The 24,733-nt window shown below is 66.8% G+C and carries 18 protein-coding genes; 12 read left to right on the forward strand and 6 right to left on the reverse strand.

Annotation, left to right across the window (positions count from 1 at the left end; genetic code table 11):
- Positions 1–243 precede the first annotated feature (243 nt).
- A complete protein-coding gene (locus LC407_RS19110) occupies positions 244–1,212 on the reverse strand; it encodes a LysR substrate-binding domain-containing protein (protein ID WP_059064004.1) in 969 nt (322 codons plus the stop codon).
- A gap of 109 nt (positions 1,213–1,321) precedes the next feature.
- Here LC407_RS19110 and aceB point away from each other — a divergent pair, with 109 nt between their 5' ends.
- The 4 genes from aceB to LC407_RS19130 all read left to right on the forward strand — a co-directional run bounded on the left by aceB (position 1,322) and on the right by LC407_RS19130 (position 8,236).
- On the forward strand, positions 1,322–2,944 hold the full coding sequence (aceB, locus tag LC407_RS19115; RefSeq protein WP_032978130.1) for a malate synthase A: 1,623 nt from the start codon (positions 1,322–1,324) through the stop codon (positions 2,942–2,944).
- A gap of 69 nt (positions 2,945–3,013) precedes the next feature.
- Complete coding sequence (gene aceA / locus LC407_RS19120; RefSeq protein WP_025875808.1) at positions 3,014–4,315, forward strand: isocitrate lyase; 1,302 nt, start codon at positions 3,014–3,016, stop codon at positions 4,313–4,315.
- A 366-nt stretch (positions 4,316–4,681) separates the two neighbouring features.
- A complete protein-coding gene (locus LC407_RS19125; protein WP_025875806.1) occupies positions 4,682–5,722 on the forward strand; it encodes a GGDEF domain-containing protein in 1,041 nt (346 codons plus the stop codon).
- 15 nt (positions 5,723–5,737) lie between these two features.
- Entirely contained in the window at positions 5,738–8,236 is a 2,499-nt protein-coding gene (locus LC407_RS19130; RefSeq protein WP_080150339.1) for a putative peptide modification system cyclase, read from the forward strand.
- Between the two features lie 7 nt (positions 8,237–8,243).
- Here the strand turns inward: LC407_RS19130 and LC407_RS19135 are convergent, their stop codons facing one another.
- Entirely contained in the window at positions 8,244–8,528 is a 285-nt protein-coding gene (locus tag LC407_RS19135; protein WP_080150340.1) for an NHLP-related RiPP peptide, read from the reverse strand.
- Positions 8,529–8,648: 120 nt separating this feature from the next.
- On the opposite strand from LC407_RS19135, the gene LC407_RS19140 reads away from it, so the two are divergent.
- The gene (locus LC407_RS19140) at positions 8,649–9,812 is read left to right on the forward strand and encodes a putative peptide maturation dehydrogenase (RefSeq protein WP_158684089.1); all 1,164 of its coding nucleotides are present in this window, start codon (positions 8,649–8,651) and stop codon (positions 9,810–9,812) included.
- Positions 9,813–9,837: 25 nt separating this feature from the next.
- Here the strand turns inward: LC407_RS19140 and LC407_RS19145 are convergent, their stop codons facing one another.
- Genes LC407_RS19145 through LC407_RS19155 form a run of 3 tightly spaced genes read right to left on the reverse strand, consistent with a single transcriptional unit; the run spans position 9,838 to position 14,629 of the window.
- Positions 9,838–11,820, reverse strand: a complete 1,983-nt coding sequence (locus tag LC407_RS19145) for an acetyl/propionyl/methylcrotonyl-CoA carboxylase subunit alpha (protein WP_223483417.1) — start codon at positions 11,818–11,820, stop codon at positions 9,838–9,840.
- Between the two features lie 26 nt (positions 11,821–11,846).
- Positions 11,847–13,457 carry a carboxyl transferase domain-containing protein gene (locus LC407_RS19150; RefSeq protein WP_025875797.1) on the reverse strand — a complete coding sequence of 537 codons (1,611 nt, stop codon included), beginning with the start codon at positions 13,455–13,457 and terminating at the stop codon, positions 11,847–11,849.
- 8 nt (positions 13,458–13,465) lie between these two features.
- On the reverse strand, positions 13,466–14,629 hold the full coding sequence (locus tag LC407_RS19155) for an isovaleryl-CoA dehydrogenase (RefSeq protein WP_025875795.1): 1,164 nt from the start codon (positions 14,627–14,629) through the stop codon (positions 13,466–13,468).
- A gap of 159 nt (positions 14,630–14,788) precedes the next feature.
- Between LC407_RS19155 and LC407_RS19160 the strand changes: the two genes are divergently transcribed.
- The 3 genes from LC407_RS19160 (at position 14,789) to LC407_RS19170 (ending at position 17,790) form a co-directional block, all read left to right on the forward strand.
- The gene (locus LC407_RS19160; protein WP_025875794.1) at positions 14,789–15,397 is read left to right on the forward strand and encodes a TetR/AcrR family transcriptional regulator; all 609 of its coding nucleotides are present in this window, start codon (positions 14,789–14,791) and stop codon (positions 15,395–15,397) included.
- A gap of 205 nt (positions 15,398–15,602) precedes the next feature.
- On the forward strand, positions 15,603–16,121 hold the full coding sequence (locus tag LC407_RS19165) for a c-type cytochrome (RefSeq protein ID WP_025875793.1): 519 nt from the start codon (positions 15,603–15,605) through the stop codon (positions 16,119–16,121).
- Positions 16,122–16,350: 229 nt separating this feature from the next.
- Positions 16,351–17,790 (forward strand): ExeM/NucH family extracellular endonuclease, encoded by a 1,440-nt coding sequence (locus LC407_RS19170; protein ID WP_223483418.1) that lies wholly within the window; start codon positions 16,351–16,353, stop codon positions 17,788–17,790.
- A 53-nt stretch (positions 17,791–17,843) separates the two neighbouring features.
- Here the strand turns inward: LC407_RS19170 and LC407_RS19175 are convergent, their stop codons facing one another.
- The gene (locus LC407_RS19175) at positions 17,844–18,704 is read right to left on the reverse strand and encodes a hypothetical protein (RefSeq protein WP_059064010.1); all 861 of its coding nucleotides are present in this window, start codon (positions 18,702–18,704) and stop codon (positions 17,844–17,846) included.
- Positions 18,705–18,747: 43 nt separating this feature from the next.
- Here LC407_RS19175 and LC407_RS19180 point away from each other — a divergent pair, with 43 nt between their 5' ends.
- From LC407_RS19180 to LC407_RS19195, 4 genes are all read left to right on the forward strand, one after another.
- Positions 18,748–19,419, forward strand: a complete 672-nt coding sequence (locus LC407_RS19180) for an alpha/beta fold hydrolase (RefSeq protein WP_223483419.1) — start codon at positions 18,748–18,750, stop codon at positions 19,417–19,419.
- Positions 19,416–20,516, forward strand: a complete 1,101-nt coding sequence (zapE, locus tag LC407_RS19185) for a cell division protein ZapE (protein ID WP_099844649.1) — start codon at positions 19,416–19,418, stop codon at positions 20,514–20,516. The genes LC407_RS19180 and zapE overlap by 4 nt, the downstream gene beginning before the upstream one ends.
- 588 nt (positions 20,517–21,104) lie before the next feature.
- On the forward strand, positions 21,105–23,516 hold the full coding sequence (locus LC407_RS19190; protein WP_223483420.1) for a ribonucleoside-diphosphate reductase subunit alpha: 2,412 nt from the start codon (positions 21,105–21,107) through the stop codon (positions 23,514–23,516).
- Between the two features lie 127 nt (positions 23,517–23,643).
- Positions 23,644–24,663 carry a ribonucleotide-diphosphate reductase subunit beta gene (locus LC407_RS19195; protein ID WP_025875781.1) on the forward strand — a complete coding sequence of 340 codons (1,020 nt, stop codon included), beginning with the start codon at positions 23,644–23,646 and terminating at the stop codon, positions 24,661–24,663.
- Positions 24,664–24,733: the final 70 nt, after the last annotated feature.

Consider the following 24,733-nt stretch of genomic DNA (forward strand, 5'->3'; position numbering starts at 1 on the left):
CAACCGCCTTGACCGATGTGGAGGTCTTGCAGGCCTCTTTGGCGACCTGCAATTTGAAACAAACCTCATATCTATTCATGTAACCCTCGGGGTTGGATCAGGTGTCCAACTCCAGGGGGTCACTTCAAGGATGGGTTCACGGCGTCCCCCGCAACCGGACCCACCCCGCCATCCCACGGAATCCCCGCTGTTGCCGTTGCCGTTGCTTCTGCAGGTGCAGGGCGCAGCCCTGCCGACAACCCCTCACCGCTCCGAATGCCCGCTCTGGTCGTAATCGCGCGGGCTGAACAACTCTGGCTGGATCAGCTCGATGAACGCCCGCGCCTGCGCCGACAGCGCCTTGCCACGCCGCACGATCACCCCGTAACTGCGCTCCGGGAACCAGCGCTTCATCGACCGTGCGGCCAACCGTTCGCGGTCAGCATCGTTCAGGCACAGCGCCGGCACGATGGAAATACCCATGCCCATCGCCACGTACTGCTTGATCACCTCCCAGCCGCCCACTTCCAGCGCAACGGTGTAGGCGATGCGGTGACGCTGGAACACCTGGTCCACCAGCCGGTAGGTGATCTGCCGTTTCGGCGGCAGCACCAGCGGGTAACGGGCGATGTCGGCCAGTTCCAGCTCGCCACCGCTGGCCAGCGGATGGTCATGCGGGGCGATCAGCACCTGTTCGAAACGGTAGGCCGGCGCATAGCTGAGGTCAGCCGGTACATCGGTCATCGAGCCGATCGCCAGGTCGGCGGCATCCTCGCGCAGCAGGTCGGTGCCGTCGGCGCTGATGGCGTTGTGCAGGGTCAGGCGTACGTCGGGGTAATGCTGGCGGAAGCGTTCGACGATCTTCGGCAGCAGGTACAGGATGGTCGAGCTGTTGGCAGCGATGTTCAGCTCGCCCGCGTCCAGCCCGCGCACCTTGTCGCGGAAGCGCGCTTCCAGACCGTCCAGGCTCTCCACCAGCGGCTGCGCCATTTCATACAGCAGCTGGCCCTCGCGACTGGGCACCAAGCGCCGGCCGCTGCGCTCGAACAGCGGTACCCCCAGCTCACGCTCCAGCGCCTGCAACTGCAGGCTGATGGCTGGTTGGCTGACGAAAAGTGCCTCAGCCGCCCGTGAGACTGAGCCCAGGCGCACCGTCTGGCAGAACGCGCGCAGCGGCTTCAGCCGATCGGATTTGTAGGAAAAACGAGGACTTGGCAGGGTGCGCGTGGTCATGGCGTCACAAGTATTAGCACAAGTTATGTAAAGCATTGCAAAAACTGTTTTGCCAAATACAGGGCTGCGGCCGCACGGTGGAGTCGTTCCCCCACGCTGGAGTTCTGCCATGTCCGCCGTCGCTTCCGCTGTTCCCTCCACCGCCGCCAAGGCCACGCCGGGCATTGCCCTGGCGACCCAGGTGGCGGGCCAGGCCACCGTGCTGCCGGCGCCATTGCTGGCCCTGCTGGTGTCCCTGCACCGGGCAGTGGAACCCGGCCGGCAGGCGCGGCTGCAGGCCCGTCGCGAGCGCCAGGCGTTCTTCGACCAGGGCGGCCTGCCGGACTTCCGCCAGGACACCACCGCGATCCGCAGCGGGGACTGGACCGTGGCGCCGCTGCCGGCCGCGCTGCAGGACCGTCGCGTCGAGATCACCGGCCCGACCGACCCGAAGATGGTCATCAACGCGCTGAACTCCGGCGCCAAGGTGTTCATGGCCGACTTCGAGGATTCGACCTCGCCGACCTGGCGCAACCTGCTGGCCGGTCAGCAGTCGCTGGCCGCTGCGGTGCGCGGCGACCTGCAGTACACCGCACCCAATGGCAAGCATTACGCACTGCGCCCTTATGAGGAGCAGGCGGTGCTGATCGTGCGTCCGCGCGGCTGGCACCTGGACGAAAAGCATGTGCGCGTGGATGGCCAGTTCCTCGCCGGCGGCCTGTTCGATGCGGCGGTGTTTGCCTTCCACAATGCGCGCGCGCTGCAGTCCAGGGACCGCGGCCCGTACTTCTACCTGCCGAAGCTGCAGAGCATGGAAGAGGCAGCGCTGTGGGAGACCGCGCTGTCGCACATCGAAGGCATGCTCGGCCTGCCGCACGGGCAGATCAAGGTGACCGTGCTGATCGAAACGCTGCCGGCAGTGTTCGAGATGGATGAGATCCTGCACGCCCTGCGCGATCGCATCGTCGGCCTCAACTGCGGGCGCTGGGATTACATCTTCTCGTACCTGAAGACCTTCCGCCGCCACGCTGACCGCGTGCTGCCCGAGCGTGGCCAGGTGACCATGACCCAGCCGTTCCTGAAGGCGTATTCGGAACTGCTGATCCAGACCTGCCATCGCCGCGGCGCACATGCGATGGGCGGCATGGCCGCGCAGATTCCGATCAACAACGATGCCGCCGCCAACGAGCAGGCGATGGCGCGGGTGCGTGCCGACAAGCTGCGCGAAGTGAGCGCTGGCCACGATGGCACGTGGGTCGCCCATCCCGCGCTGATTCCGGTGGCGATGGCGATCTTCGACGAGCACATGCCCACGCCCAACCAGCATCACGTGCTGCGCCAGGATGTGCGCGTGGGTCGCGATGAACTGATCGCGCGGCCGCCGGGCACGATCACCCGCGCTGGCTTCGAAGGCAATGTCGAAGTCTGCGTGCGCTACCTGGCCGCATGGCTGGATGGCAACGGCTGCGTGCCGATCCACCACCTGATGGAGGACGCGGCCACCGCCGAGATCAGTCGCAGCCAGCTGTGGCAGTGGCTGCATACCCCGGGCCAGCAGCTGGACGACGGCACTGCCATCGATCTGGCGCTGCTCGATACCACCCTGGCGCAGCTGCCGGCGCGCCTCGGCGACACCTCGGCGCTGCCTGGTGGCGGCCGCATCGAAGAAGCCATCACCCTGCTGGCCGAGTTGAGCCGCAGCAACGAACTGACCGACTTCCTGACCCTGCCGGCGTACGCGCGCATCGACTGACCGCTGCATGCCGGTTTTCCCGCCGCTTCCTTCCCCGCTGCATCCGCACGAACCGAACTGGAGATAGACATGAGCACGCTGCCCACTGCCGAACAGATCCAGCACGACTGGGACACCAATCCGCGCTGGGAAGGCATCCAGCGCAACTACAGCGCCGCCGACGTGGTGCGCCTGCGTGGCACCGTCCATATCGAGCATTCGCTGGCCCGGCTGGGCGCGGAAAAGCTGTGGAAGTCGCTGCATGAGCGCGACTTCGTCAACGCGCTCGGCGCGCTGACCGGCAACCAGGCCATGCAGCAGGTGAAGGCCGGGCTGAAGGCGATCTACCTGTCCGGCTGGCAGGTGGCGGCCGATGCCAACCTGGCCGGGCAGATGTACCCGGACCAGTCGTTGTACCCGGCCGATTCGGTACCGGCGGTGGTCAAGCGCATCAACAACACGCTGCTGCGTGCCGACCAGCTGCACCATGCCGAAGGCAAGGATGACATCGACTTCCTGCAGCCGATCGTGGCCGACGCCGAAGCCGGTTTCGGCGGCGTGCTCAACGCCTTCGAGCTGATGAAGGCGATGATCGAAGCCGGTGCTGCCGGCGTGCACTTCGAAGACCAGCTGGCCTCGGTGAAGAAGTGCGGGCACATGGGTGGCAAGGTGCTGGTGCCGACCCGCGAGGCGATCGAGAAGCTCAACGCCGCACGCCTGGCCGCCGACGTGCTGGGCGTGCCGACCCTGCTGGTGGCGCGTACCGACGCCGAGGCGGCTGATCTGCTGACCAGCGACATCGATGGCAACGACAAGCCGTTCGCCACCGGCGAGCGCACCGTGGAGGGCTTCTACAAGACCCGCAACGGCCTGGACCAGGCCATCAGCCGCGGCCTGGCCTACGCACCGTATGCCGACCTGGTGTGGTGTGAGACCGGCAAGCCGGACCTGGAATTCGCGCGGAAGTTCGCCGAGGCGATCCATGCGAAGTTCCCCGGCAAGCTGCTGGCCTACAACTGCTCGCCCAGCTTCAACTGGAAGAAGAACCTGGACGACGCCACCATTGCCAGGTTCCAGAAGGAGCTGGGCAGCTACGGCTACAAGTTCCAGTTCATCACCCTGGCCGGTTTCCACGCGCTGAACTACGGCATGTTCAATCTGGCCCACGGCTATGCGCGCCGGCAGATGAGCGCCTTCGTGGAGCTGCAGGAAGCCGAGTTCGAAGCGGCCGAGCGCGGCTTCACCGCGGTCAAGCACCAGCGCGAAGTCGGCACCGGCTACTTCGATGCGGTGACCCAGGCGATCCAGCAGGGGCAGTCCTCGACCACGGCGCTGACCGGTTCGACCGAGGAAGAGCAGTTCCATGGCGAGCGCAGCGAACGGGCTGCGTGATCTGGTCGTGCCGGCCGCTGGCCGGCAACCCTTTGTGTTCCCGCAGTCCTTGATGCTGTCGGCCAGCGGCCGGCGCGACCAGGGCTCGGACTGATCAGGGTGGCCAGGGAAGGGCCAGACGACGCCGGCAGATCGGGGGATCTGCCGGCGTTGTTGTATCTGCGGCTGCTGCGACAATCGGCGTCGCGGTCACCGCAAGCTATTGATATGGCTTTCTTTCTTCCTGCGCCCAACGCGTGTGAATGGGCACGGTTGAGTCATGCAGGGCGGGGCACCGCGTCTTCACAAAAATGAGAAGCGGCGCACAGTTTGATTCACTGATATGCTCCGCGGCTCACCAGGGGACGCTGGCGGCGGGTGCAGGGAATGACCGGCAGGGGTGCGGCCGAGAACATCGACACGACAACCGGTATCGCCAAGGTGGCGATGGCCGAGATCGTGCATGCGCTGCTTTCCGACGAAGAGGTCGCCCTGTTTGCCCGGTTTGCCCAGCCCTGCCGGCTGCAGGCGGGCCAGTGGCTGTTCCACCGCGGCCATCGCGGCGAGTGCATGTACATCATCCTCGAAGGCCTGATCGAGCTGGATTTCGGCGAGGATCTGGTGCTCAAGACACTCGGCCGGCATGAGTTCTTCGGTGAGCTCGGCCTGTTGATGGGCGACCACCCGCGCAGCGCCAGCGCGCGGGTGATGGCCGACTGCCACGTGCTGGAGCTGGGACCGGCTGATTTCCATCGCCTGGTCGAGTCCGACCCGGGGCTGGTGGCCTACTTCCTGCGGCGCACGATCCTGCGTGTGCTGACCAACGAGCAGGCCCTGATCAGCCAGCTGCGGCGGCGCAACCATGACCTGGAAGCCGCGCTGGACAACCTGTACATCACCACCCACCAGCTGACCCACACGCGTGAGCTGGTGCGCACCGACGAGCTGACCGGCCTGCACAACCGCCGTGGCCTGGCCCTGTTCCTGCAGGAATGCCGCACGCAGGAAGAGGGGCCGCCGCAGGCGCTGCTGCTGATCGATTGCGACCGCTTCAAGCAGATCAACGACCGCCACGGCCACCAGGCCGGCGACCGGGTGCTGCAGAGCATGGGCAACATCCTGCGCTCGATGGCCGGCGAACATGACCTGGCCTGCCGCCTGGGCGGCGACGAGTTCTGCCTGATCCTGCGCCGGGCCAATGTCGAGATCGTGCAGCACGCGGCTGAATTCATCCTCAGCGCGGTGCACGGCCTGCTCGAGCGCAGCCATGGCACCCCGCACGTCAGCCTGGCCAGCATCGGTGCCAGCCTGCTGGCCCCTGACGCGGACTGGAGCGAGTGGTACGCTCGCGCCGATCGTGCGCTGTACCAAGCCAAGCGCGCAGGCGGCAACTGCCTGCGGTGGGCCAATGGCCCGGATGGACACTGAGCGGAGATCCTGGCGATGAATGGCGACAACGGAACGTCGGCCCCGCATAACGCCCAGCTGCGGGCGCTGCTGTTCACCGACCTGTGTGATTCGCTGCAACTGGTGGAGCGTATCGGCGATGTCGCCGCAGCCGAATTCTTCCAGCAGCATGACCGCCTGGTGCTGGGGCTGCAGCAGCACTGGAACGGCCAGCTGATCGACCGGTCCGATGGATTGTTCGTTCTTTTCGAGCGTCCCATCGATGGCATCGGTTTCGCCATTTCCTACCAGAACGCGGTCGACGCGATGGGCCACGAGCGTGGCATCGTGCTGCGTGCGCGCGCCGGCCTGCACGTGGGCGACGTGCTGTTGTGGGACAACAGTGCCGAGGCCGTTGCCCACGGCGCAAAGCCGGTGGAGGTCGAGGGTCTGGCCAAGCCGATGGCCGCGCGTTTGATGCAGCTGGCGTGGCCTGGGCAGGTGCTGCTGTCCTCAGCGGCCGAACAGATGGCGCGGCGGGCCGGCAGCGAGCTGCCCTGGACTGCGGACGAACTGCGTTGGAAGGACCATGGGCTCTGGCGGTTCAAGGGCATCGGCGAACGCCAGCAGGTGTTCGAAGTAGGCATCCGTGGCCGCGCGCCGCTGCGCCGACCGCGTTCGGGGGACAAGGCCTGGCGTGATCTGCCGCTGTGGCGTCGCCCCGCCGCGTTGTTCACCGAGGCGACACTGGCGGTGGTGCTGGCCGTGGTGATGTGGACGCTGCTGCGGCCGGCGCCGGCGATCGCGTTCGCCGAGCGCGACTGGGTGATCCTGGCGGCGGTCAGCAACAGCACGGCCTACCCGCAGCTGGATTCCAGCCTGGAACAGGCGCTCTACATCAGCTTGGGCCAGTCGCGCTTCGTCAACATCCTCAGCGAACTGAAGGTGCGTGACACCCTGCAGCTGATGCAGCGCCCGGCCAATGCACGGCTGGACCGCGCACTGGCGATCGAGGTTGCGCTGCGCGATGGCGCGCGTGCGGTGCTGATGCCCACCGTGCTTGAGCTCAACGGCAAGGTACGGGTGGGCGTGGAGGTCGTGGACCCACGCACTGGGCAGACGGTGTACACGCATTTCGCCGATGGCAATGGCCTGGATTCGATCCTGGCCTCCACCGACACCGTGGTGAAGGCGCTGCGCAGCGACCTGGGTGAGGCGCTGCACGATGTCAGCCGCGAGCAGAAACCCCTGCCCACGGTGGCTACCGCCAATCTCGATGCATTGCATGCCTACGCCAAAGGCAGCGATGCGCTGGCGCAGGAGCGTTTCGATGAAGCGCTGCTGTTCTTCCAGCAGGCGACCCGCCTGGATCCCCAGTTCACCTTTGCCTACATCGGGCAGATGCGGCTGCAGTACGCCATGGGCAACGTGTCGGCGGCCGGCGAACTGTACCGCCAGGCGGTGTCGGGGCGCACGCGGTTGAGTGCGCGCGACCAGCTGTATCTGGACGCTTGGGGGGCAGACTTCAGCGGCGCTCCCCCGCAGCGCAGTGCGGAAAAGTGGCGGATGCTGACCCAGCTGTATCCAGATGATCCGGCCGGCTGGATGAATCACGCCATGGCCCTGTTTGCCTATGGCGACTATGACGGCGCGCTTGCCGACATGATGCCGCTGCTGGAACGCCATCAGACACACCGTGCGCTGGTGCTGTCCTTTGTTGGCCGCACCCAGCTTGCGCGTGGCGAGGTCAAGGCCGCCGTCGCTGCGTTCAAGGAAGCAGGCGCGCTGCCGAACTGGCACGGCGACATGCTGGAGGCGGTCGCGCTGCTGCTGGATGGCGAGGCACAGAAGGCGCACGAGCGCAGTGAAGCCATCACCTCGCGCGGGCTCGGCGCGCGGATGGAGTACAGCGGCCTGCTCGCCCTGCAGGGTCGGGCCAATGATGCGGCCGCTGAGATGACCCAGGCCGTAGCGCAGTGTGGCGAAGTGCCGGAGCTGTGCGACGTCCTGGCCCTGCAGTCGCTGGCGTGGACTGCACAGGCCGGCGGCAGCGGGTCCCGGCTGCAGTACGCACGGTTGCTGGACCGCACCCTGGCGGCGGTCGATGAGGGTGTCGGCGCTGCGCCGCGTCATCGCGCTTTCATTGCGCTGTCGGTGGCCTACCACCTGCAGCGCGCCGGGCTGGACGCCGAGCTGCGCTCGCGCCGACCGGCACTGCAGGCGTTGGTTGAACGCAGTACCGACCCGCGGCTGCAGGAACTGTGGTTGCTGCTTCGCGCGCGTGGCGAGCTGGATGCCGGGAATGCGGAGGCCGCTTCGGCACTGCTGAAGCCACTGACCAACGGCACGCTGTACCAGTGGCATGTGCTGCAGCTGGATATCGATCGCGCCCTCGGCCGCGATCAGGCGGTGCAGCGCCGGGAACGCTGGTTGCGCCAGCGCACCGGCCTGGCCTTCGCCGAAGACGCCGGTGCTCTGGTCCTGCTGCCATTGAATGTGGCCGATGCGCGCCGGCTGGCCGATGCGGCCAGCGCGCAGCAGGCAGGAATACCCTGAGGGCGGATCAGTCCTGCAGCCCCTTCAGGCCGCTTTCGAACATGAAGGGCACCTTGAACGGTCCGGTCACGGCCAAGCGCTCGCTCAACAGCGTCGCCGCCCGGGCAAACTCTTCCTTGCCGCCCAGCGAGTCCAGCGGCGTGTTGCACGCACCCACGCTGTCAGCATCTGCGCCCAGCGCAATCAGTGCCTTGGCCGGGTCGGCAGCGAAGGCGCTGCGGAAGGCATCGTCGCTGGACAGCTGCTTGAGCAGGGTCTGGACCACTTCGGGGGAGAGAGGAGAACGGGACATGGTTCACTACCGGCAGGGAGGGGAAAAAAACAGTATCGGCTGCGCGCAGGGGGAATTGATGGTGAGTATCCGGCACCACGCTATGATCGCCGGCCTACCATGCTCCCGGATGCGCATCGAATGAACTTCCGTCGCTGCAGGACGATGATCGTCGAACCGCTGGAGCGGGCGCATTTCGACCTGGATGCGCTGCTTGCCGGCGGCAGTGGCGTGGGCTTCGAACGATCCCTGCAGGTGCGGGCAGCGCATCTGCCGACGCCGCGCACGGTTGATGCGGTCAGCTGCCTGTGGCTGCTCCAGTGCAGCGCGGAGCAGTGGCAGCCGCTACCGGCAGAGCCGAAGGCACGTCAACGCGTGCTGGCGCTGCTGGAGCAGGGGCTGCTGGTCAGCGACGATCCGGTGCATGCCGAGGCAGCAGCAGTCGAACAGCAGGTACGTGACAGCCAGTGGTGGCCGCTGTCGGCGTTGCACTACCAGCACTCGCGCTGGGACGGTGTGGACAGTGTCGGCGACATGGAACGCAGCCAGTTGATGACCGCGCAGGACCTGGTGCGCAGCTTCGGCCCGCCGCCCGCCGAAGCACCGGTCCGCCGGCCCGGCGCACGGTCCTTGCCACGCTGTGACGAGGACCCGATGCAGGCGCAGCTGCAGGCACGTGCAACTTGCCGCAACTTCGACGCTGCACGCGCCGTGCCGTTGCCGATGCTGGCCCGGCTGATGCAGCAGGTGCTGATGGCACAGGCGCAGGTGGAAACCGAACCCGGTGTGCGCTTCCTGAAGAAGAACATTCCGTCTGCCGGCAGTCTGCATCCAGTGGAAGCGTATGTGGTGGCGCGCAATGTGGAGGGATTGCCGTCGGGCCTCTACCACTACCATGCCACCGCACACGAACTGGGCCCCATGCCAGTGCAGCCCGGCGACCTGGACAGCTTCTGCCAGCGCCTGCTGGCCGGGCAGCATTGGTTCGCCAACGCACCGGTGCAGCTGATCCTGGCGTGCCGCTTCGAGCGCATGTTCTGGAAGTATCGCGGCCACGCCAAGGCCTACCGCGCGATCACCCTGGATGCCGGCCATGTATCGCAAGCGATCTACAGCGCGGCAACCGCGCAGGGGTTGGGCGCATTCGTCACCGCAGCGATCAACGAGGCCGAGGCCGAGCGGGCACTGGGCCTGCAGCCGATGGCCGAAGGCGTACTGGCGGTCTGTGGCTTTGGCTGGCGTGCAGCCGAGCGGGTGACGGCCGAACTTGATCCGCTTGGCCAGGTGTGGCCGGCCGCGCGTTGATCGACAACGCCCGGCCGACCCTCCATCACGCTGCTTCGAAATCCACCAGCACCGCGCCGTCGCCCACCTGGTCGCCGGCCTTGGCCCGATAGCCCTTCACCGTGCCATCGGCCGGTGCCTGCAGGGTGTGCTCCATCTTCATCGCTTCCAGCACCACCAGCGGCGTGCCGCGCTTGACCTGCGTGCCCGCCGCCACCAGCGTTGCGACGATCCTGCCGGGCATCGGTGCCAGCAGGCTGCCGGCATCGGCGCTGGCCTGCTCGGATTCGCCCACCGGGTCGTGCAGGGTGAAGCGGTGCTGGCCATCGCTGGCGAACAGGTACAGCTGATCGCCGTCGCGCTGAAGCTGCAGCCGCCAACGACGCTCGTCCATCTGCACCGACAGGGTCTGGCCATCGGCATGGCCGACCACCTGTTTCGGCGCGGCGTCACCGCACTGCACGCGCCAGCCATCGGCAGTGGTCCACACCTTCAGCGTGCGTGCCCGCTCTGCCTGCTGCAGCGGCACCAAGCGCGCGGCAGGCACGCCCAGCCGCCAGCCATCCTGTGCCTGCCACGGTGAATGCGGGTCGCGTGCATCGGCGGCAGCGGCAGGTGTGCTTGCCACCGCGGCGATCGCTGCCAGTTCCCACAGCGCCTGCTCACCGTCACCGGTGACCGCCAGTGCGGCCTGCTCGCGCTCGATCAGCGCTGTATCCAGCTTGGCGTTGGCGAACGAGTCGGTCTGCACCAGGCGCCGCAGGAAACCGGCATTGGTGGTTACGCCCACCACCTGGCAGTCGGCCAGGGCCTGGCTCATGCGCCGCAGCGCGGCGTCGCGGTCCACGTCCCAGACGATCAGCTTGGCGATCATCGGGTCGTAGTACGGGGTGATGCTGTCGCCTTCTTCCACACCAGTGTCCACCCGCACGTTGGCCGACGGGGTCGGCAGGCGCAGGCGGCGCAGGGTGCCGGTGGAGGGCAGGAAGCCGCGGTCGGCATCTTCGGCATACAGGCGTGCTTCGAGAGCGTGGCCGTGGATGGCCAGTTCGTCCTGGCGCTTGGGCAGCGGCTGGCCAGCGGCCACGCGCAGCTGCCACTCCACCAGGTCGGTGCCGGTGATGAACTCGGTGACCGGGTGTTCGACCTGCAGCCGGGTGTTCATTTCCATGAAGTAGAAATCGCCGTCCGGGCCGGCGATGAACTCCACCGTGCCGGCACCGACGTAGCCCACAGCGCGCGCGGCATCGACGGCGGCCTTGCCCATCGCGGCGCGGCGGTCGGCGCTCATGCCCGGGGCCGGCGCTTCTTCCAGCACCTTCTGGTGGCGGCGCTGCACCGAGCAGTCGCGCTCGAACAGATACACCGCCTCGCCCTGGCCACCGCCGAATACCTGGATTTCGATATGGCGGGGGCGCTCGACATACTTCTCGACCAGCACGTGGTCGTTGCCGAACGCCGAGGCCGCCTCGCGCTGGCAGCTGGCCAGCGCATCGACGAAGTCCTCGCTGCGCTCGACCTTGCGCATGCCCTTGCCGCCGCCGCCGGCGCTGGCCTTGATCAGCACCGGATAGCCGATGCCGTCGGCCTGGGCGCGCAGGAACTCCGGCGCCTGCTGGTCGCCGTGGTAGCCCGGCGTCAACGGCACGCCGGCCTTGGCCATCAGTGCCTTGGCTGCACTCTTGTCGCCCATCGCGCGGATCGCACTGGCCGGCGGACCGATGAAGGCGATGCCGGCCGCCACGCAGGCGTCGGCGAAGTCGGCGTTCTCGGACAGGAAGCCGTAGCCGGGATGGATGGCCTGCGCGCCGCTGCGGCGTGCGGCGTCGAGGATGGCATCGCTGCGCAGGTAGCTCTCGCGCGCGGCCGCCGGGCCGATGTGGATGGCTTCGTCGGCCAGCCGCACGTGGCGCGCATTGCGGTCGGCATCGGAATACACCGCCACGGTGGCGATGCCGAGGCGGCGGCAGGTGGCGATGACGCGGCAGGCGATCTCGCCGCGGTTGGCGATCAGGACTTTGCTGAACATGGCAACAGACTCGGTCATGGCACAGGTCACATGCGGAACACGCCGAAGCGCGTCTGCTGCGGGGGGGCGTTGAGGCTGGCCGACAGGGCCAGGGCCAGTACCCGGCGGGTATCGACCGGATCGATCACGCCGTCGTCCCACAGGCGCGCACTGGCGTAGTACGGGTGGCCCTGCTGCTCGAACTGGTCGCGGATCGGTGCCTTGAACGCATCCTCTTCCTCGCCCGGCCACTGCCCGCCCTTGGCTTCGATGCCATCACGCTTGACCGTGGCCAGCACGCTGGCGGCCTGTTCGCCGCCCATCACGCCGATGCGTGCGTTCGGCCACATCCACAGGAAATTGGGCGAGTACGCACGGCCGCACATGCCGTAGTTGCCGGCACCGAACGAACCACCGATCACCACGGTGAACTTGGGTACCTTGGCGCAGGCCACCGCCATGACCAGCTTGGCCCCGTCCTTGGCGATGCCACCCTGTTCGTATTTGCGGCCGACCATGAAGCCGGTGATGTTCTGCAGGAACACCAGCGGAATGTTGCGCTGGGTGCACAGCTCGATGAAGTGCGCGCCCTTCAGCGCGGACTCGGAGAACAGGATGCCGTTGTTGGCGATGATGCCGACCGGATAGCCGTGCAGATGGGCGAAGCCGGTGACCAGCGTTGCGCCATAGCGCGGCTTGAACTCGTCAAAGCGCGAGCCGTCGACCAGTCGCGCGATCACTTCGCGCACGTCGTAGGGCTTGCGCGTATCGGCCGGGATCACCCCGTACAGTTCGTGCGCCGGCAGCAGCGGTTCTTCCACCGGCTGCAGCGCCATCGCCGCTTCGGGCTTGCGCCAGTTGAGCTGGGCGATGATCGCGCGCACCCGTGCCAACGCCTGCAGGTCGTTGTCGGCCATGTGGTCGGCCACACCGGAAATGCGCGTGTGCACGTCGGCACCGCCCAGTTCTTCGGCCGTCACCACTTCACCGGTGGCCGCCTTCACCAGCGGCGGGCCGCCGAGGAAGATGGTGCCCTGCTCGCGCACGATCACCGTCTCGTCGCTCATCGCCGGCACGTAGGCACCACCGGCGGTGCAGCTGCCCATCACGCAGGCGATCTGCGGGATGCCCTGCGCGGAGAGATTGGCCTGGTTGTAGAAGATGCGGCCGAAATGGTCGCGGTCCGGGAACACCTCGTCCTGCAGCGGCAGGAAGGCGCCACCGGAATCGACCAGGTAGATGCACGGCAGGTGGTTCTGCTCGGCGATCTCCTGCGCGCGCAGGTGTTTCTTCACTGTCACCGGGTAATAGGTGCCGCCCTTGACCGTGGCATCGTTGGCCACGATCACGCACTCCACGCCGCTCACCCGGCCGATGCCTGCGACCACGCCGGCGGCGGGCACGGCATCGTCGTACATGCCGTGCGCGGCCAGCGGTGCGATCTCCAGGAACGCGCTGCCCGGGTCGAGCAGCGCATCGATGCGGTCACGCACCAGCAGCTTGCCGCGTGCGGTGTGCTTGGCCCGCGCCGCCTCGCTTCCACCCAAGGCGGTGCGGGCGAGGGTGGCGTGCAGGTCGTCGACTACGGCCTGCATCGCCGCGCGGTTGCTTTCAAATGTTTCGCTGCCCGGTTGCAGCTGGCTGCCTAGGATGCTCATGGGGTGCCTTACAGGGTGCGCTGGAACAGTTCGCGGCCGATCAGCATGCGGCGGATCTCCGAGGTGCCGGCGCCGATTTCATACAGCTTGGCGTCGCGCCACAAGCGGCCGGTCGGGTATTCATTGATGTAGCCGTTGCCGCCGAGGATCTGGATCGCCTGGCCGGTCAGCCACGTGGCCTTCTCGGCGGCGTACAGGATCGCGCCGGCCGCATCCTGGCGGGTGGTACGGCCCTGGTCGCAGGCGCGCGCCACGGCATACACATAGGCGCGGCAGGCTCCCAGGCCCACGTACATGTCGGCGATCTTGGCCTGGATCAGCTGGAAGCTGCCGATCGGCTCACCGAACTGGTGGCGTTCGTGCACGTACGGCATCACCACGTCCATGGCTGCAGCCATCAGGCCCAGCGGGCCGCCGGACAGCACCACGCGCTCGTAGTCCAGGCCGGACATCAGCACGCGCACGCCGCCGCCGACCGCGCCCAGCACGTTTTCTTCGGGAATCTCGCAGTCCTGGAACACCAGTTCGCAGGTGGGCGAGGAGCGCATGCCCAGCTTGTCCAGCTTCTGCGCGGTGGAGAAACCCTTCATGCCCTTCTCGACCAGGAACGCGGTGATGCCCTTGGCGCCGGCTTCGACATCGGTCTTGGCGTACACCACCAGCACGTCGGCGTCGGGGCCGTTGGTGATCCACATCTTGTTGCCGTTGAGCACGTAGCGGTCGCCGCGCTTGTCCGCGCGCAGCTTCATCGACACCACGTCCGAACCCGCACCCGGTTCGCTCATCGCCAGCGCGCCGACCTTGGCGCCGCTGCACAGGTCCGGCAGGAAGCGCTGCTTCTGCGCTTCGGTGCCGTTCTTGCGCAGCTGGTTCACGCACAGGTTCGAGTGCGCGCCGTAGGACAGGGCGATGCCGCCGGAGGCGCGGGAGATTTCTTCCATCGCCACCACGTGGGCCAGGTAGCCCATGCCGGTGCCGCCGTATTCTTCTTCCACGGTCAGGCCCAGCAGGCCCTGTTCGCCCAACTTGGGCCATAGTGCCAACGGAAACTGGTTGGTTGCATCGGCCTCGGCCGCGAGCGGCGCGATCTCGGCAGCGGCAAAATGGGCCACGCTCTGGCGCAGCAGGTCGATATCTTCGCCGAGGTCGAAGTTCAGGGATGGCACGTGCATTGCGATGGCTCCACGAGGGAAGGTGGGGAATGGACGCACCCGGAAGGGGAAGCGGGCGGCTGTTCACAGCAGCAGCCCGCGCGGGCGATTGGACCCCAGCGTAGCGGGGTTCGGGTAAGAAGTGAATACAAATTCAAAAATTGAAACCAGACTCAGAACATGGCCTACAAACGCTCAGCATTGATGGAAGAACGCCTGGCCGGGGCCCGTGAACGGATCCTGCTGGCCACCCGCGAACTGGTCGCCACCGGCGGCTGGCGCAACGCGCCGGTAACCGCCGTGGCCACCCAGGCCGGGGTCTCCACCGGCCTGATCTACCGCCACTTCCCGTCCAAGGCCGAGCTGTTCGTGGAAGTGCTCAACGCTGCCGTGGCCCATGAGGTGGCGATCATGGAGCGCATCGCCAGTGCGCCGCAGCCGGCCAGCGTGCGCCTGCGCCAGGCCATCACCGCCTTCGTCCGCCGTGCTCTGGCCGGCCCGGGCCTGGCCCATGCCTTCATCGTCGAACCGGTGGACCCGGACGTGGAAGCCGAGCGCATGCGCGGCCGCCGTGCCTTCGGTGACGTGTTCCTGCGCCTGGTGGAAGAGGGCGTGGCGGCCGGTGAACTGCCGGCACAGGACGCGCACGCTGCCGCCGCCTGCCTGGTGGGTGCCTTCACCGAAGCGATGGTGGGCCCGACCGCACCCAGCCGCGAAGCGCACCGCGACGAGGACGCACTGGTCGAGGCCATCTGCAGTTTCTGCCTGCGGGCTGTTGGCGCAGGGTGATGCCGCCGTTGCGGGTGCCGGGCGGCTTCTGCCGCGCTTTGCGCTCGCCGGGCGCGGTCCGGCGCCACCCGCACGCGGCCACGGCCGCATGCTGCGCCGCACCAGCCGTGATGCCTGTTGTCGTGCGTGGCGTGCGTTCTATACTCGGCCCATCACGCAGTCGCTCAGCCGTGGTCCAACGACTATCAGCCAGGGGTAACGAAGAGTGCGGAATTACGATCTGGAGTTCCTGAAACGCTTCTCCATGGTGATCGCGCTGTTGATGGCCATCACCCTCGGTCTGATCCTGCTGGCCGCGTTCATCCACACCCGGATTCCGCCCGAGGTGTCGCCCACCGCCGCCAAACGCACTGAACAGCGCATCTCGCCCACTGGCGCGGTATACGCCGGCAGCACCGGCGCCGCCGCGCAGGCCGCGGCCAAGGCCGCAGCGCTGGCCAAGGCCGCCTCGCAGGTGGCCTACGGCGGTACCAAGGACGGCAAGGTGATCTTCGACAACCTGTGCACCGCCTGCCATACCACCGGCGTGGGCATGGCGCCGACGCTGGACCACTCGCACTGGGACAAGCGCCTGGCGCAGGGCAAGGACACCCTCTACAAGCACGCCATCGAGGGCTACACCGGCCCCGACGGCGGCATCATGCCGCCCAAGGGCGGCAACCCGGCGCTCACCGAGGAGCAGATCCACGCCACCGTGGACTGGATGCTGGGCAATCTGAAATAGCGGACGCCGCCGCGTCCGCTGGTAGTGCCGGCCGCTGGCCGGCAGCCTCATGATCTTTGGTAGTGCCGGCCGCTGGCCGGCAGCCACGCATCGCATGAAGGTCATGAGGTTGCCGGCCAGCGGCCGGCACCACCCCAGCTTTGCCCACCAAGGCCGGAACCCCGCTGCGCAGGCGGGGTTTCGCATTTCGGGGTTAGTCTGTGCGCCTCTTCCGTGGAGTCGTCTGTCGATGCGTCGCCGTTCCCTCGCCCTTGCCCTGTCCCTGCTGATGCCGGCATCCGCTTTCGCCCAGGCCCAGCCACAGGTTGCGCCGACCTCGGCGCCTGCGCCACGCAGCCCAGCCACCGTCACCCTGGCCGCCGCGCCAGCCGACTGGCGTGCACTGGATGGACGGCACGTGCGCATCGCCGCGCCGCTCACCCTGGCCGGCACCGATGGCCTGGAACGCTTCGGCCAGCTCACCGTCGCCTTCGATGGCCGCCTGTGGCAGCCGACCGAAGTGGCCGCGCCCGGCAGTGCCGGGATCGAACAGGTGATGGCCGACAACCAGCGCCGCCGCCTGCTGCTGGACGATGGCAGCGATGTGCGTGATCCGGCCAGCGTCGCCTACCTGCCGGGCAACCCGGTGCTGCGTACCGGCATGCAGCTGCGAAACGTGGAAGGCACCGTGCGCGTGGACGCGCAGGGCCGGCCCAGCCTGCAGGTGGATGGTGTACTGAAGCTGCCGGACCTGCAGCGCCCGGCCGTGCCGAGCGTACCCGGCCGCCTGCACATCGCTGCGTTCAACCTGGAGAATTTCTTCAATGGTGACGGCAAGGGCGGTGGGTTCCCGACCCTGCGCGGCGCGCGCACGCTGGACGAGCACAAGGCGCAGGTCGGCAAGCTGGTCGCCACCGTCAACGCGCTGGGCGCCGACATCGCCGCGCTGATGGAACTGGAGAACGACGGTTACGGCCCGCAGTCGGCCATCGCCGAACTGGTGGATGCGCTCAATGCCGGCCTCGCCGCAGACAAACAGTGGGCGTTCGTCGATGCCGGCCAAGGCCCCGGCAGCAATCCGATCCGCGTCGGCATCATCTACCGCAAGAGCGAATTCAAGCCGCTCGGCACGCCGCTGACCAAGCTCGACGGCCCCTTCGTCGAACACAGCCGTGCGCCGCTGGCACAGGCCTTCCAGGGCAAGGGCGGGCCGTTCATGGTGGTTGCCAACCACTTCAAGTCCAAGGGCTGCCGCGATGCCAGCGGCGCCGACGCCGACCGCAATGACGGGCAGGGCTGCTGGAACGCCACCCGCGTGGAATCGGCCAGGCAGCTCAACACCTGGGTGCAGGCCGAAGCCGCGCGCCTGAAGGTGAAGGACGTGGTGCTGATGGGCGATTTCAACGCCTACGCCATGGAAGATCCGATCCGCACCCTGCACGACCTCGGCTGGCAGGATGCCTTCAAGGTGGCCAAGGTCGAACAGCCCTACAGCTACGTCTACAACGGCTACACCGGCCGCCTCGATCATGCGCTGCTCAGCCCGACCATGGCCAAGCGCCTCGCCGGCGCCGCCGAGTGGCACAGCAATGCCGACGAGCAGGACGCCAGCGGTTACCAGGGCCGCAACGTGCAGGGCCCGTGGCGCAGCTCCGACCACGACCCGCTGCTGCTGGGCTTCGACAAGTAAGCCCTCGCCGGGGTCAGAGCCCATCCCGCAGGAATGGGCTCTGACCCCGGGCATCACTTACCCCAGGCGATCAACCCGATCGCCAGTACCGCCAGCGCCAGTCCGGCCCGGTTCCAGCGCGTAGTCGCCTCGCCGAAGGCGAATACACCCACCAGCGCACCCAGCACCACCACACCGATGTTCATGCCGGCGAACACGGTGGCCGGGCTGTCCGGCATCGACTGGTGCGCATGCACATAGAAAAGAATGTTGCCGCCGTTGAGCAGGCCCAGCAGTGCACCCGCACCCAGGTTGCGCCAGGCCAGGCGGCTGCGCCCACTGAAATGCCGCCACAACTGCAGCGCCAGCATCAGCACGAAGGCCACGCTGAAACTGGCCAGCACCGCCGCCATCGACGGCGTGCCCGACAGCGCCACCTGCTTGAGCAGCACGTCGACCACCGCGAACCCGGCCCACACACCCAGCAGCCAGCCCCAGCCGCCGGCGGAAGCGGCCACTGCCGGGGCGCGCGGACGCAGGCTGATGGCCACCATCGCCAGCAGGCCCAGGCCCAGCCCCACCAGCTTCCACGTACTGGCGCTCTGGCCAAAGAACAGGAACGCCGCCGCCAGCGACAGCAGCAGCGACAACCGCTGCGCCACATCACTGCGGACGATGCCGGCCACCGCCACCGCGCGGCCCAGCACCAGGAAGATCGAGGGCAGCACCACCGCCAGCGCCAGCAATGACAGCCACGGTGCATGCGGTCCGCGCAGTGCGTCCAGTGGCGGCTGCAGCACCACCGCCGTCATCGTCGCGGCGACCAGATAGTTCCAGGTCACCATCTGCGCAACGTCCAGCTGGCGACGGCCAGCCAGCTTCAACAACACCGAAACCAGCACACTGCAGATCACGGCCAGGGACAGGTAGAGCATGGGGCGGGCACAGGGCAGCGGCGGGGGACGCTATCATGGTGCCATGCACACGCCCTCGTTCCCCGTCGCCCCCGGCGAAACCGCCTGCATTGCACTGGAGGGCCCGGTTGGCCCGCTGGAAGTGCTCGTCGACCTGCCCAAGGCCGATGTGCCGGTGCAGCCGATCGTGGCCATCGTCTGCCATCCGCTGTCCACCGAAGGCGGCACCCTGCACAACAAGGTGGTCACCATGACCGCCACCACCCTGCGCGAGCTGGGCATTGCCACGGTGCGCTTCAACTTCCGCAGCGTCGGCGGCTCTGCCGGTGAATTCGACCATGGCGTGGGCGAGCAGGAGGACCTCAAGGCCGTCACCGCCTGGGTCCGCCAGCAGCGCCCGGACGACCGCCTGTGGCTGGCCGGTTTCAGCTTCGGCGCATTCGTTTCGCTGAAGGCTGCCGCCGAGCTGCAGCCCGAAGCGCTGATCTCGATCGCGCCGCCGGCGGGCCGTTGGGACTTCGATGGCATCGCGCCGCCGGCCCGCTGGCTGGTGATCCAGGGCGAGCAGGATGAAATCGTCGACCCGCAGGCCGTGTACCAGTGGCTGGACACCCTCGATGCCCCGCATGAACTGGTGCGCATGCCCGAAACCAGCCACTTCTTCCACCGCAAGCTGATCGACCTGCGCGGCGCGCTCACCCACGGCGTCAAGCATTGGCTGGGCACGGCGGCATGAGCGAGGCGGAACTGACCCCGACGCAGCGCTACGCGGCCGGGGTGGAACGCGGCGATTGGCAGAACGACCCGGCCCAGCATGCGGCCCTGGCCGAGCTGGACCGGATCCATCTGGCCCTGGTGGACAGCGCCGAGGACGGCTGGCTGGACCGCCTGTCCTCGTTCTGGAAGAAACCCGAGCCGGTCAAGGGCCTGTACTTCTGGGGCGGCGTCGGCCGCGGCAAGACCTTCCTGGTCGACCTGTTCTACGACGGCCTGCCGATCAAGCAGAAGTACCGCACCCACTTCCATCGGTTCATGCGCAACGTCCACGAGCGCCTGCGCGAGCACCAGGGCCAGAGCGATCCGCTGGCGAAGATCGCCCAGGAATGGCGCAGCAACCTGCGCGTGCTGGTGCTGGACGAATTCTTCGTCACCGACATCGGCGATGCCATGCTGCTGGCGCGCCTGCTGGAGCGGATGTTCGCCGAGGGCGTGACCCTGGTCACCACCTCCAACACGGCGGTGGAAAACCTGTACCTCAACGGCCTGCAGCGCGAGAGCTTCATGCCGGCCATCGGCCTGCTGCAGCGCTACTGCGTGGAGCTTTACGCCGAAGGCACCGAGGACTACCGCATGCGCGCGCTGACCCGTTCGCCGGTGTACCGCGCGCCGCTGGCCGCCGACAGTGACACCTGGCTGGCCACGCGCTGGGGCGAGTTGAGCGGTGGCCAGCCGGCCAAGGCGGGCAACATCGAAATCGAGAGCCGCAAGATTCCGGTGCGCGCGCGCGGCAAGAGCATTGCCTGGTTCGACTTCGCCGCCCTGTGCGAAGGCCCGCGCGGGCCGTCGGACTACATCGAGATCGCGCACGAGTTCAACACCGTGCTGCTGGGGGGCATTCCGGCCTTCGATCGCCTGAACGAGGATGCCGCGCGCCGCTTCGTCAATCTGATCGACGAACTGTACGACCGCCACGTCAACCTGGTCTGCACCGCCAGCACCTCGCCGGTCGAGCTGTACACCGGTACCCGGCTGCAGGGCGCGTTCGAGCGTACGGCCTCGCGCCTGATCGAAATGCAGAGCGCCGAGTACCTGGGTACCCCGCACCGGGCGTGACAACCGGGGCGGATGCCGGCCGGCATCCGCCCGATGCTTCCGCAGGTCATGGGCTGCCGGCCAGCGGCCGGCACTACCTGATGCCGCCCCGTCCACCGGCTGCCCACTGTCTGCCCACCACCTATCCACAGACTTGTCCCTCGCCTGCGTGGTCCTGTCATGTGAAGCTGTCATCGTTCCGCTGGTGGGGCGCTGATTGCCACCGCGATGACGTGTTTCGGGCTTGACTGCGCAGCCCGTTCCAGCAGGTCCAAAGCGTCCAAACCGGGCGCCGATGGCACGATCCTTGCGGCGCAAGGGATTGCCGAATTTCACTACATTTGGCGTTGACGGACCCAACTACCCCCACTATCTTGTGGCTGTCGGTTGTGGGGACCCCAAGCCGCCGGGTCCATGGAATGGATCGCCGGACCCTCCGGTGATACGCCCTCCATGCCCGCAGCGGCACCGGTCAGCACTGCCAGCGGCAGCCACAGGCGCAGGGTCTCAATTCCTGCGACACCGGTCTGCCACCCTGGGCTGTCATGTCCCGGGCCGCGTCACCCGATGCTCCGAGCCACCATCCATCACGCCAAGAGGACACACGCCGTGACCACCGAGACCAGCGCCACCATCGAGAAGGAAAGCGAATTCCTGTTGACGTCGCCGCCGACGTCCAACGCGATGAGTGTGACCAAGCGCAATGGCACGACCGAGCTGGTGGATCTGAACAAGATCGTCCGCGCGGTGCAGCGTTCCTCCGAGGGCCTGCACGCCGTCGATCCGATGCGTGTGGCCACCCGCACCATTTCCGGCCTGTACAACGGCGCCACCACCCAGGAGCTGGACGAACTGTCCATCCGCACCGCGGCGCTGCTGATCGGCGAAGAACCCGAATACGGCCGCTTGGCCGCGCGCCTGCTGGCCAACTTCATCGCCAAGGAAGTGTCCAACCAGGAAATCCACGCGTTCTCGCAGTCGGTGGGTCGTGGCCACGAAGTGGGCCTGATCAACGACCGCCTGCTGAACTTCGTGCAGACCAACGCACGCAAGCTCAACGATGCCATCGACAGCTCGCTGGACCTGAACTTCGATTACTTCGGCCTGCGTACCCTGTACGACCGCTACCTGCTGCGCCACCCGCACACCCGCAAGGTGATCGAGACCCCGCAGCAGTTCTTCCTGCGCATCGCCAGCGCGCTGAGCGAGGATGTGCCGGAAACCCTGGCGCTGTACAAGCGCATGGGCAACCTGGACTACCTGCCGTCCAGCCCGACCCTGTTCAACTCCGGCACCACCCACGAGCAGCTGTCCTCGTGCTTCCTGCTGGACTCGCCGCAGGATTCGCTGGAATCGATCTACTCCAAGTACGGCGACATCGCCCAGCTGTCGAAGTTCTCCGGCGGCATCGGCGTCAGCTACACCCGCGTGCGTTCGCGTGGCTCGCTCATCAAGTCGACCAACGGCCATTCCAACGGCATCGTGCCGTGGCTGAAGACCATGGATTCGTCGGTGGCTGCGGTGAACCAGGGCGGCAAGCGCAAGGGCGCGGCCTGTGTGTACCTGGAAACCTGGCACGCCGACATCGAGGACTTCCTCGAGCTGCGTGACAACACCGGCGACGAATCGCGCCGTGCGCACAACCTGAACCTGGCCAACTGGATCCCGGACCTGTTCATGAAGCGTGTCGAGTCGGACCAGGAATGGTCGCTGTTCGATCCGCGCGTGGTGCCCGAGTTCACCGACCTGTTCGGCGAAGCCTTCGAGGCCGCCTACCTGCAGGCCGAAGCACAGGGCAAGGCCAACCGCACCATCTCCGCGCGCAAGCTGTACTCGCGGATGATGCGCACCCTGGCCGAGACCGGCAACGGCTGGATGACCTTCAAGGACAAGTGCAACCGCGCCAGCAACCAGACCCTGCGCGCCGGCAACGTGATCCACCTGTCCAACCTGTGCACCGAGATCCTGGAAGTCACCTCGGCTGAAGAAACCGCGGTGTGCAACCTGGGTTCGATCAACCTGGGCAACCACTTCGACGGCAACGGCGAGTTCGATTTCGACAAGCTGGCCGACACCGTGCGCCTGGCCGTGCGCCAGCTGGACCGCGTGATCGACCTGAACTTCTACCCGATCGAATCGGCGCGCCGCGGCAACCTGCGCTGGCGCCCGGTCGGCCTGGGCTGCATGGGCCTGCAGGACGTGTTCTTCCGCAAGCGCCTGCCGTTCGATGGCGCCGAAGCCCGCGCGCTGTCGAAGAAGATTGCCGAGACCATCTACTTCCACGCGCTGGAAACCTCGGTCGAACTGGCCCAGGAGCGCGGCAAGCACCCGTCCTTCGCCGACACCCGTGCGGCCAGCGGCGAGCTGCAGTTCGATGCCTGGAACGTGGTGCCGGAAGATGCCGCGCGCTGGGATGCCCTGCGTGAACGCATCAAGGAACACGGCCTGCGCAACTCGCTGATGATCGCGATCGCCCCGACCGCCACCATCGCCTCCATCGCCGGCTGCTACGAGTGCGTGGAACCGCAGGTGTCCAACCTGTTCAAGCGCGAGACCCTGTCCGGTGACTTCCTGCAGGTGAACCGCTATCTGGTGAACGAGCTGAAGAAGCTGGGCCACTGGACCCCGGAAATGCGCGATGCAATCAAGCTGGCCGACGGTTCGATCCAGGCCATCACCCAGATTCCGGAAACGCTGCGCCACGTCTACCGCACCGCATGGGAACTGCCGATGCGTTCGCTGATCGACATGGCCGCCGACCGTGGTGCCTTCATCGACCAGTCCGCCTCGCTCAACCTGTTCATGGAAAGCCCGAGCATCGGCGCGATGTCCTCCATGTACATGTACGCCTGGAAGCAGGGCATCAAGACCACCTACTACCTGCGTTCGCGTCCGGCCACCAAGATCGCCAAGACCACCGTCAGCCACACGGCCAGCGTTGCGCCGGAAAAGGTGTTCAGCCCGGAGGAGGCCATCGCCTGCTCGCTGGAGAACCCGGAAGCCTGCGAAGCCTGCCAGTAACACCGCGCGGTGGATTAACGCGCGGTGGGTGCCGACCGTTGGTCGGCACTGCTGCCCGACTACGGAAATACCAAGGTAGCGCCGGGCCATGCCCGGCGTTTTGACCCGAGAAGACAAGGAAACACCCATGGCCGACAAGCCCAAGCAGATGCTGCTCGATCCCGGTTTTGAACTGACCCTGCGCCCGATGCGCTACCCGCAGTTCTATGACATGTACCGGAATGCGATCAAGAACACCTGGACGGTGGAAGAGATCAACTTCCAGATCGACATCAGCGACCTGCACAGCAAGATGTCGCCGGGCGAGCGCCACCTGATCCACCGCCTGGTCGCCTTCTTCGCCACCGGCGATTCGATCGTGTCCAACAACCTGGTGCTGAACCTGTACCAGCACTTGAACGCACCCGAAGCGCGCATGTACCTGTCGCGCCAGCTGTATGAAGAAGCGCTGCACGTGCAGTTCTACCTGACCCTGCTGGACAACTACCTGCCGGATCCTGACGAGCGCGTCAAAGCCTTCGCCGCGGTGGAGAACATCGACTCGATCAAGAAGAAGGCCGATTTCTGCTTCAAGTGGATCGATTCGATCCAGGACCTGAAGCGCATCGAGACCCGCGAAGAGCGTCGCCAGTTCCTGCTCAACCAGATCTGCTTCGCGGCGTGCATCGAAGGCCTGTTCTTCTTCGCCGCCTTCGCCTACGTGTACTACTTCCGTTCGCGCGGCCTGCTCAACGGCCTGGCTTCGGGCACCAACTGGGTGTTCCGCGACGAAAGCGCGCACATGGAGTTCGCCTTCGAGTGCGTGGACGTGATCCGCGAGGAAGAGCCGGACCTGTTCGACGACAAGATGAAGCAGGATGTCTATGACATGCTGGCCGAGGCCATCGAGTGCGAAGTGCAGTTCGCCGAGGACGTGCTGTCCGGTGGCGTGGCAGGCATTTCCACCCGTGACATGCGCCAGTACCTGCAGCACTGCGCCGACAACCATTTCCATCGCCTGGGCATGGAGCGCAAGTACAACGTGCGCAACCCGCTGAGCTTCATGGAACTGCAGGACGTGCAGGAACTGACCAACTTCTTCGAACGCCGCGCCTCGGCCTACCAGGTGGGCGTGAAGGGCGAAGTCGCCTTCGACATGAACTTCTGATCGATCCGATCAGGCCTGTCGCGAAAACCCCGGCCAACGCCGGGGTTTTTCGTTTTTACGGTAGCGCCGG

It is taken from the genome of Stenotrophomonas sp. OVS01A (assembly GCF_019969775.1).
In the GTDB taxonomy this organism is placed as follows: domain Bacteria; phylum Pseudomonadota; class Gammaproteobacteria; order Xanthomonadales; family Xanthomonadaceae; genus Stenotrophomonas; species Stenotrophomonas indicatrix.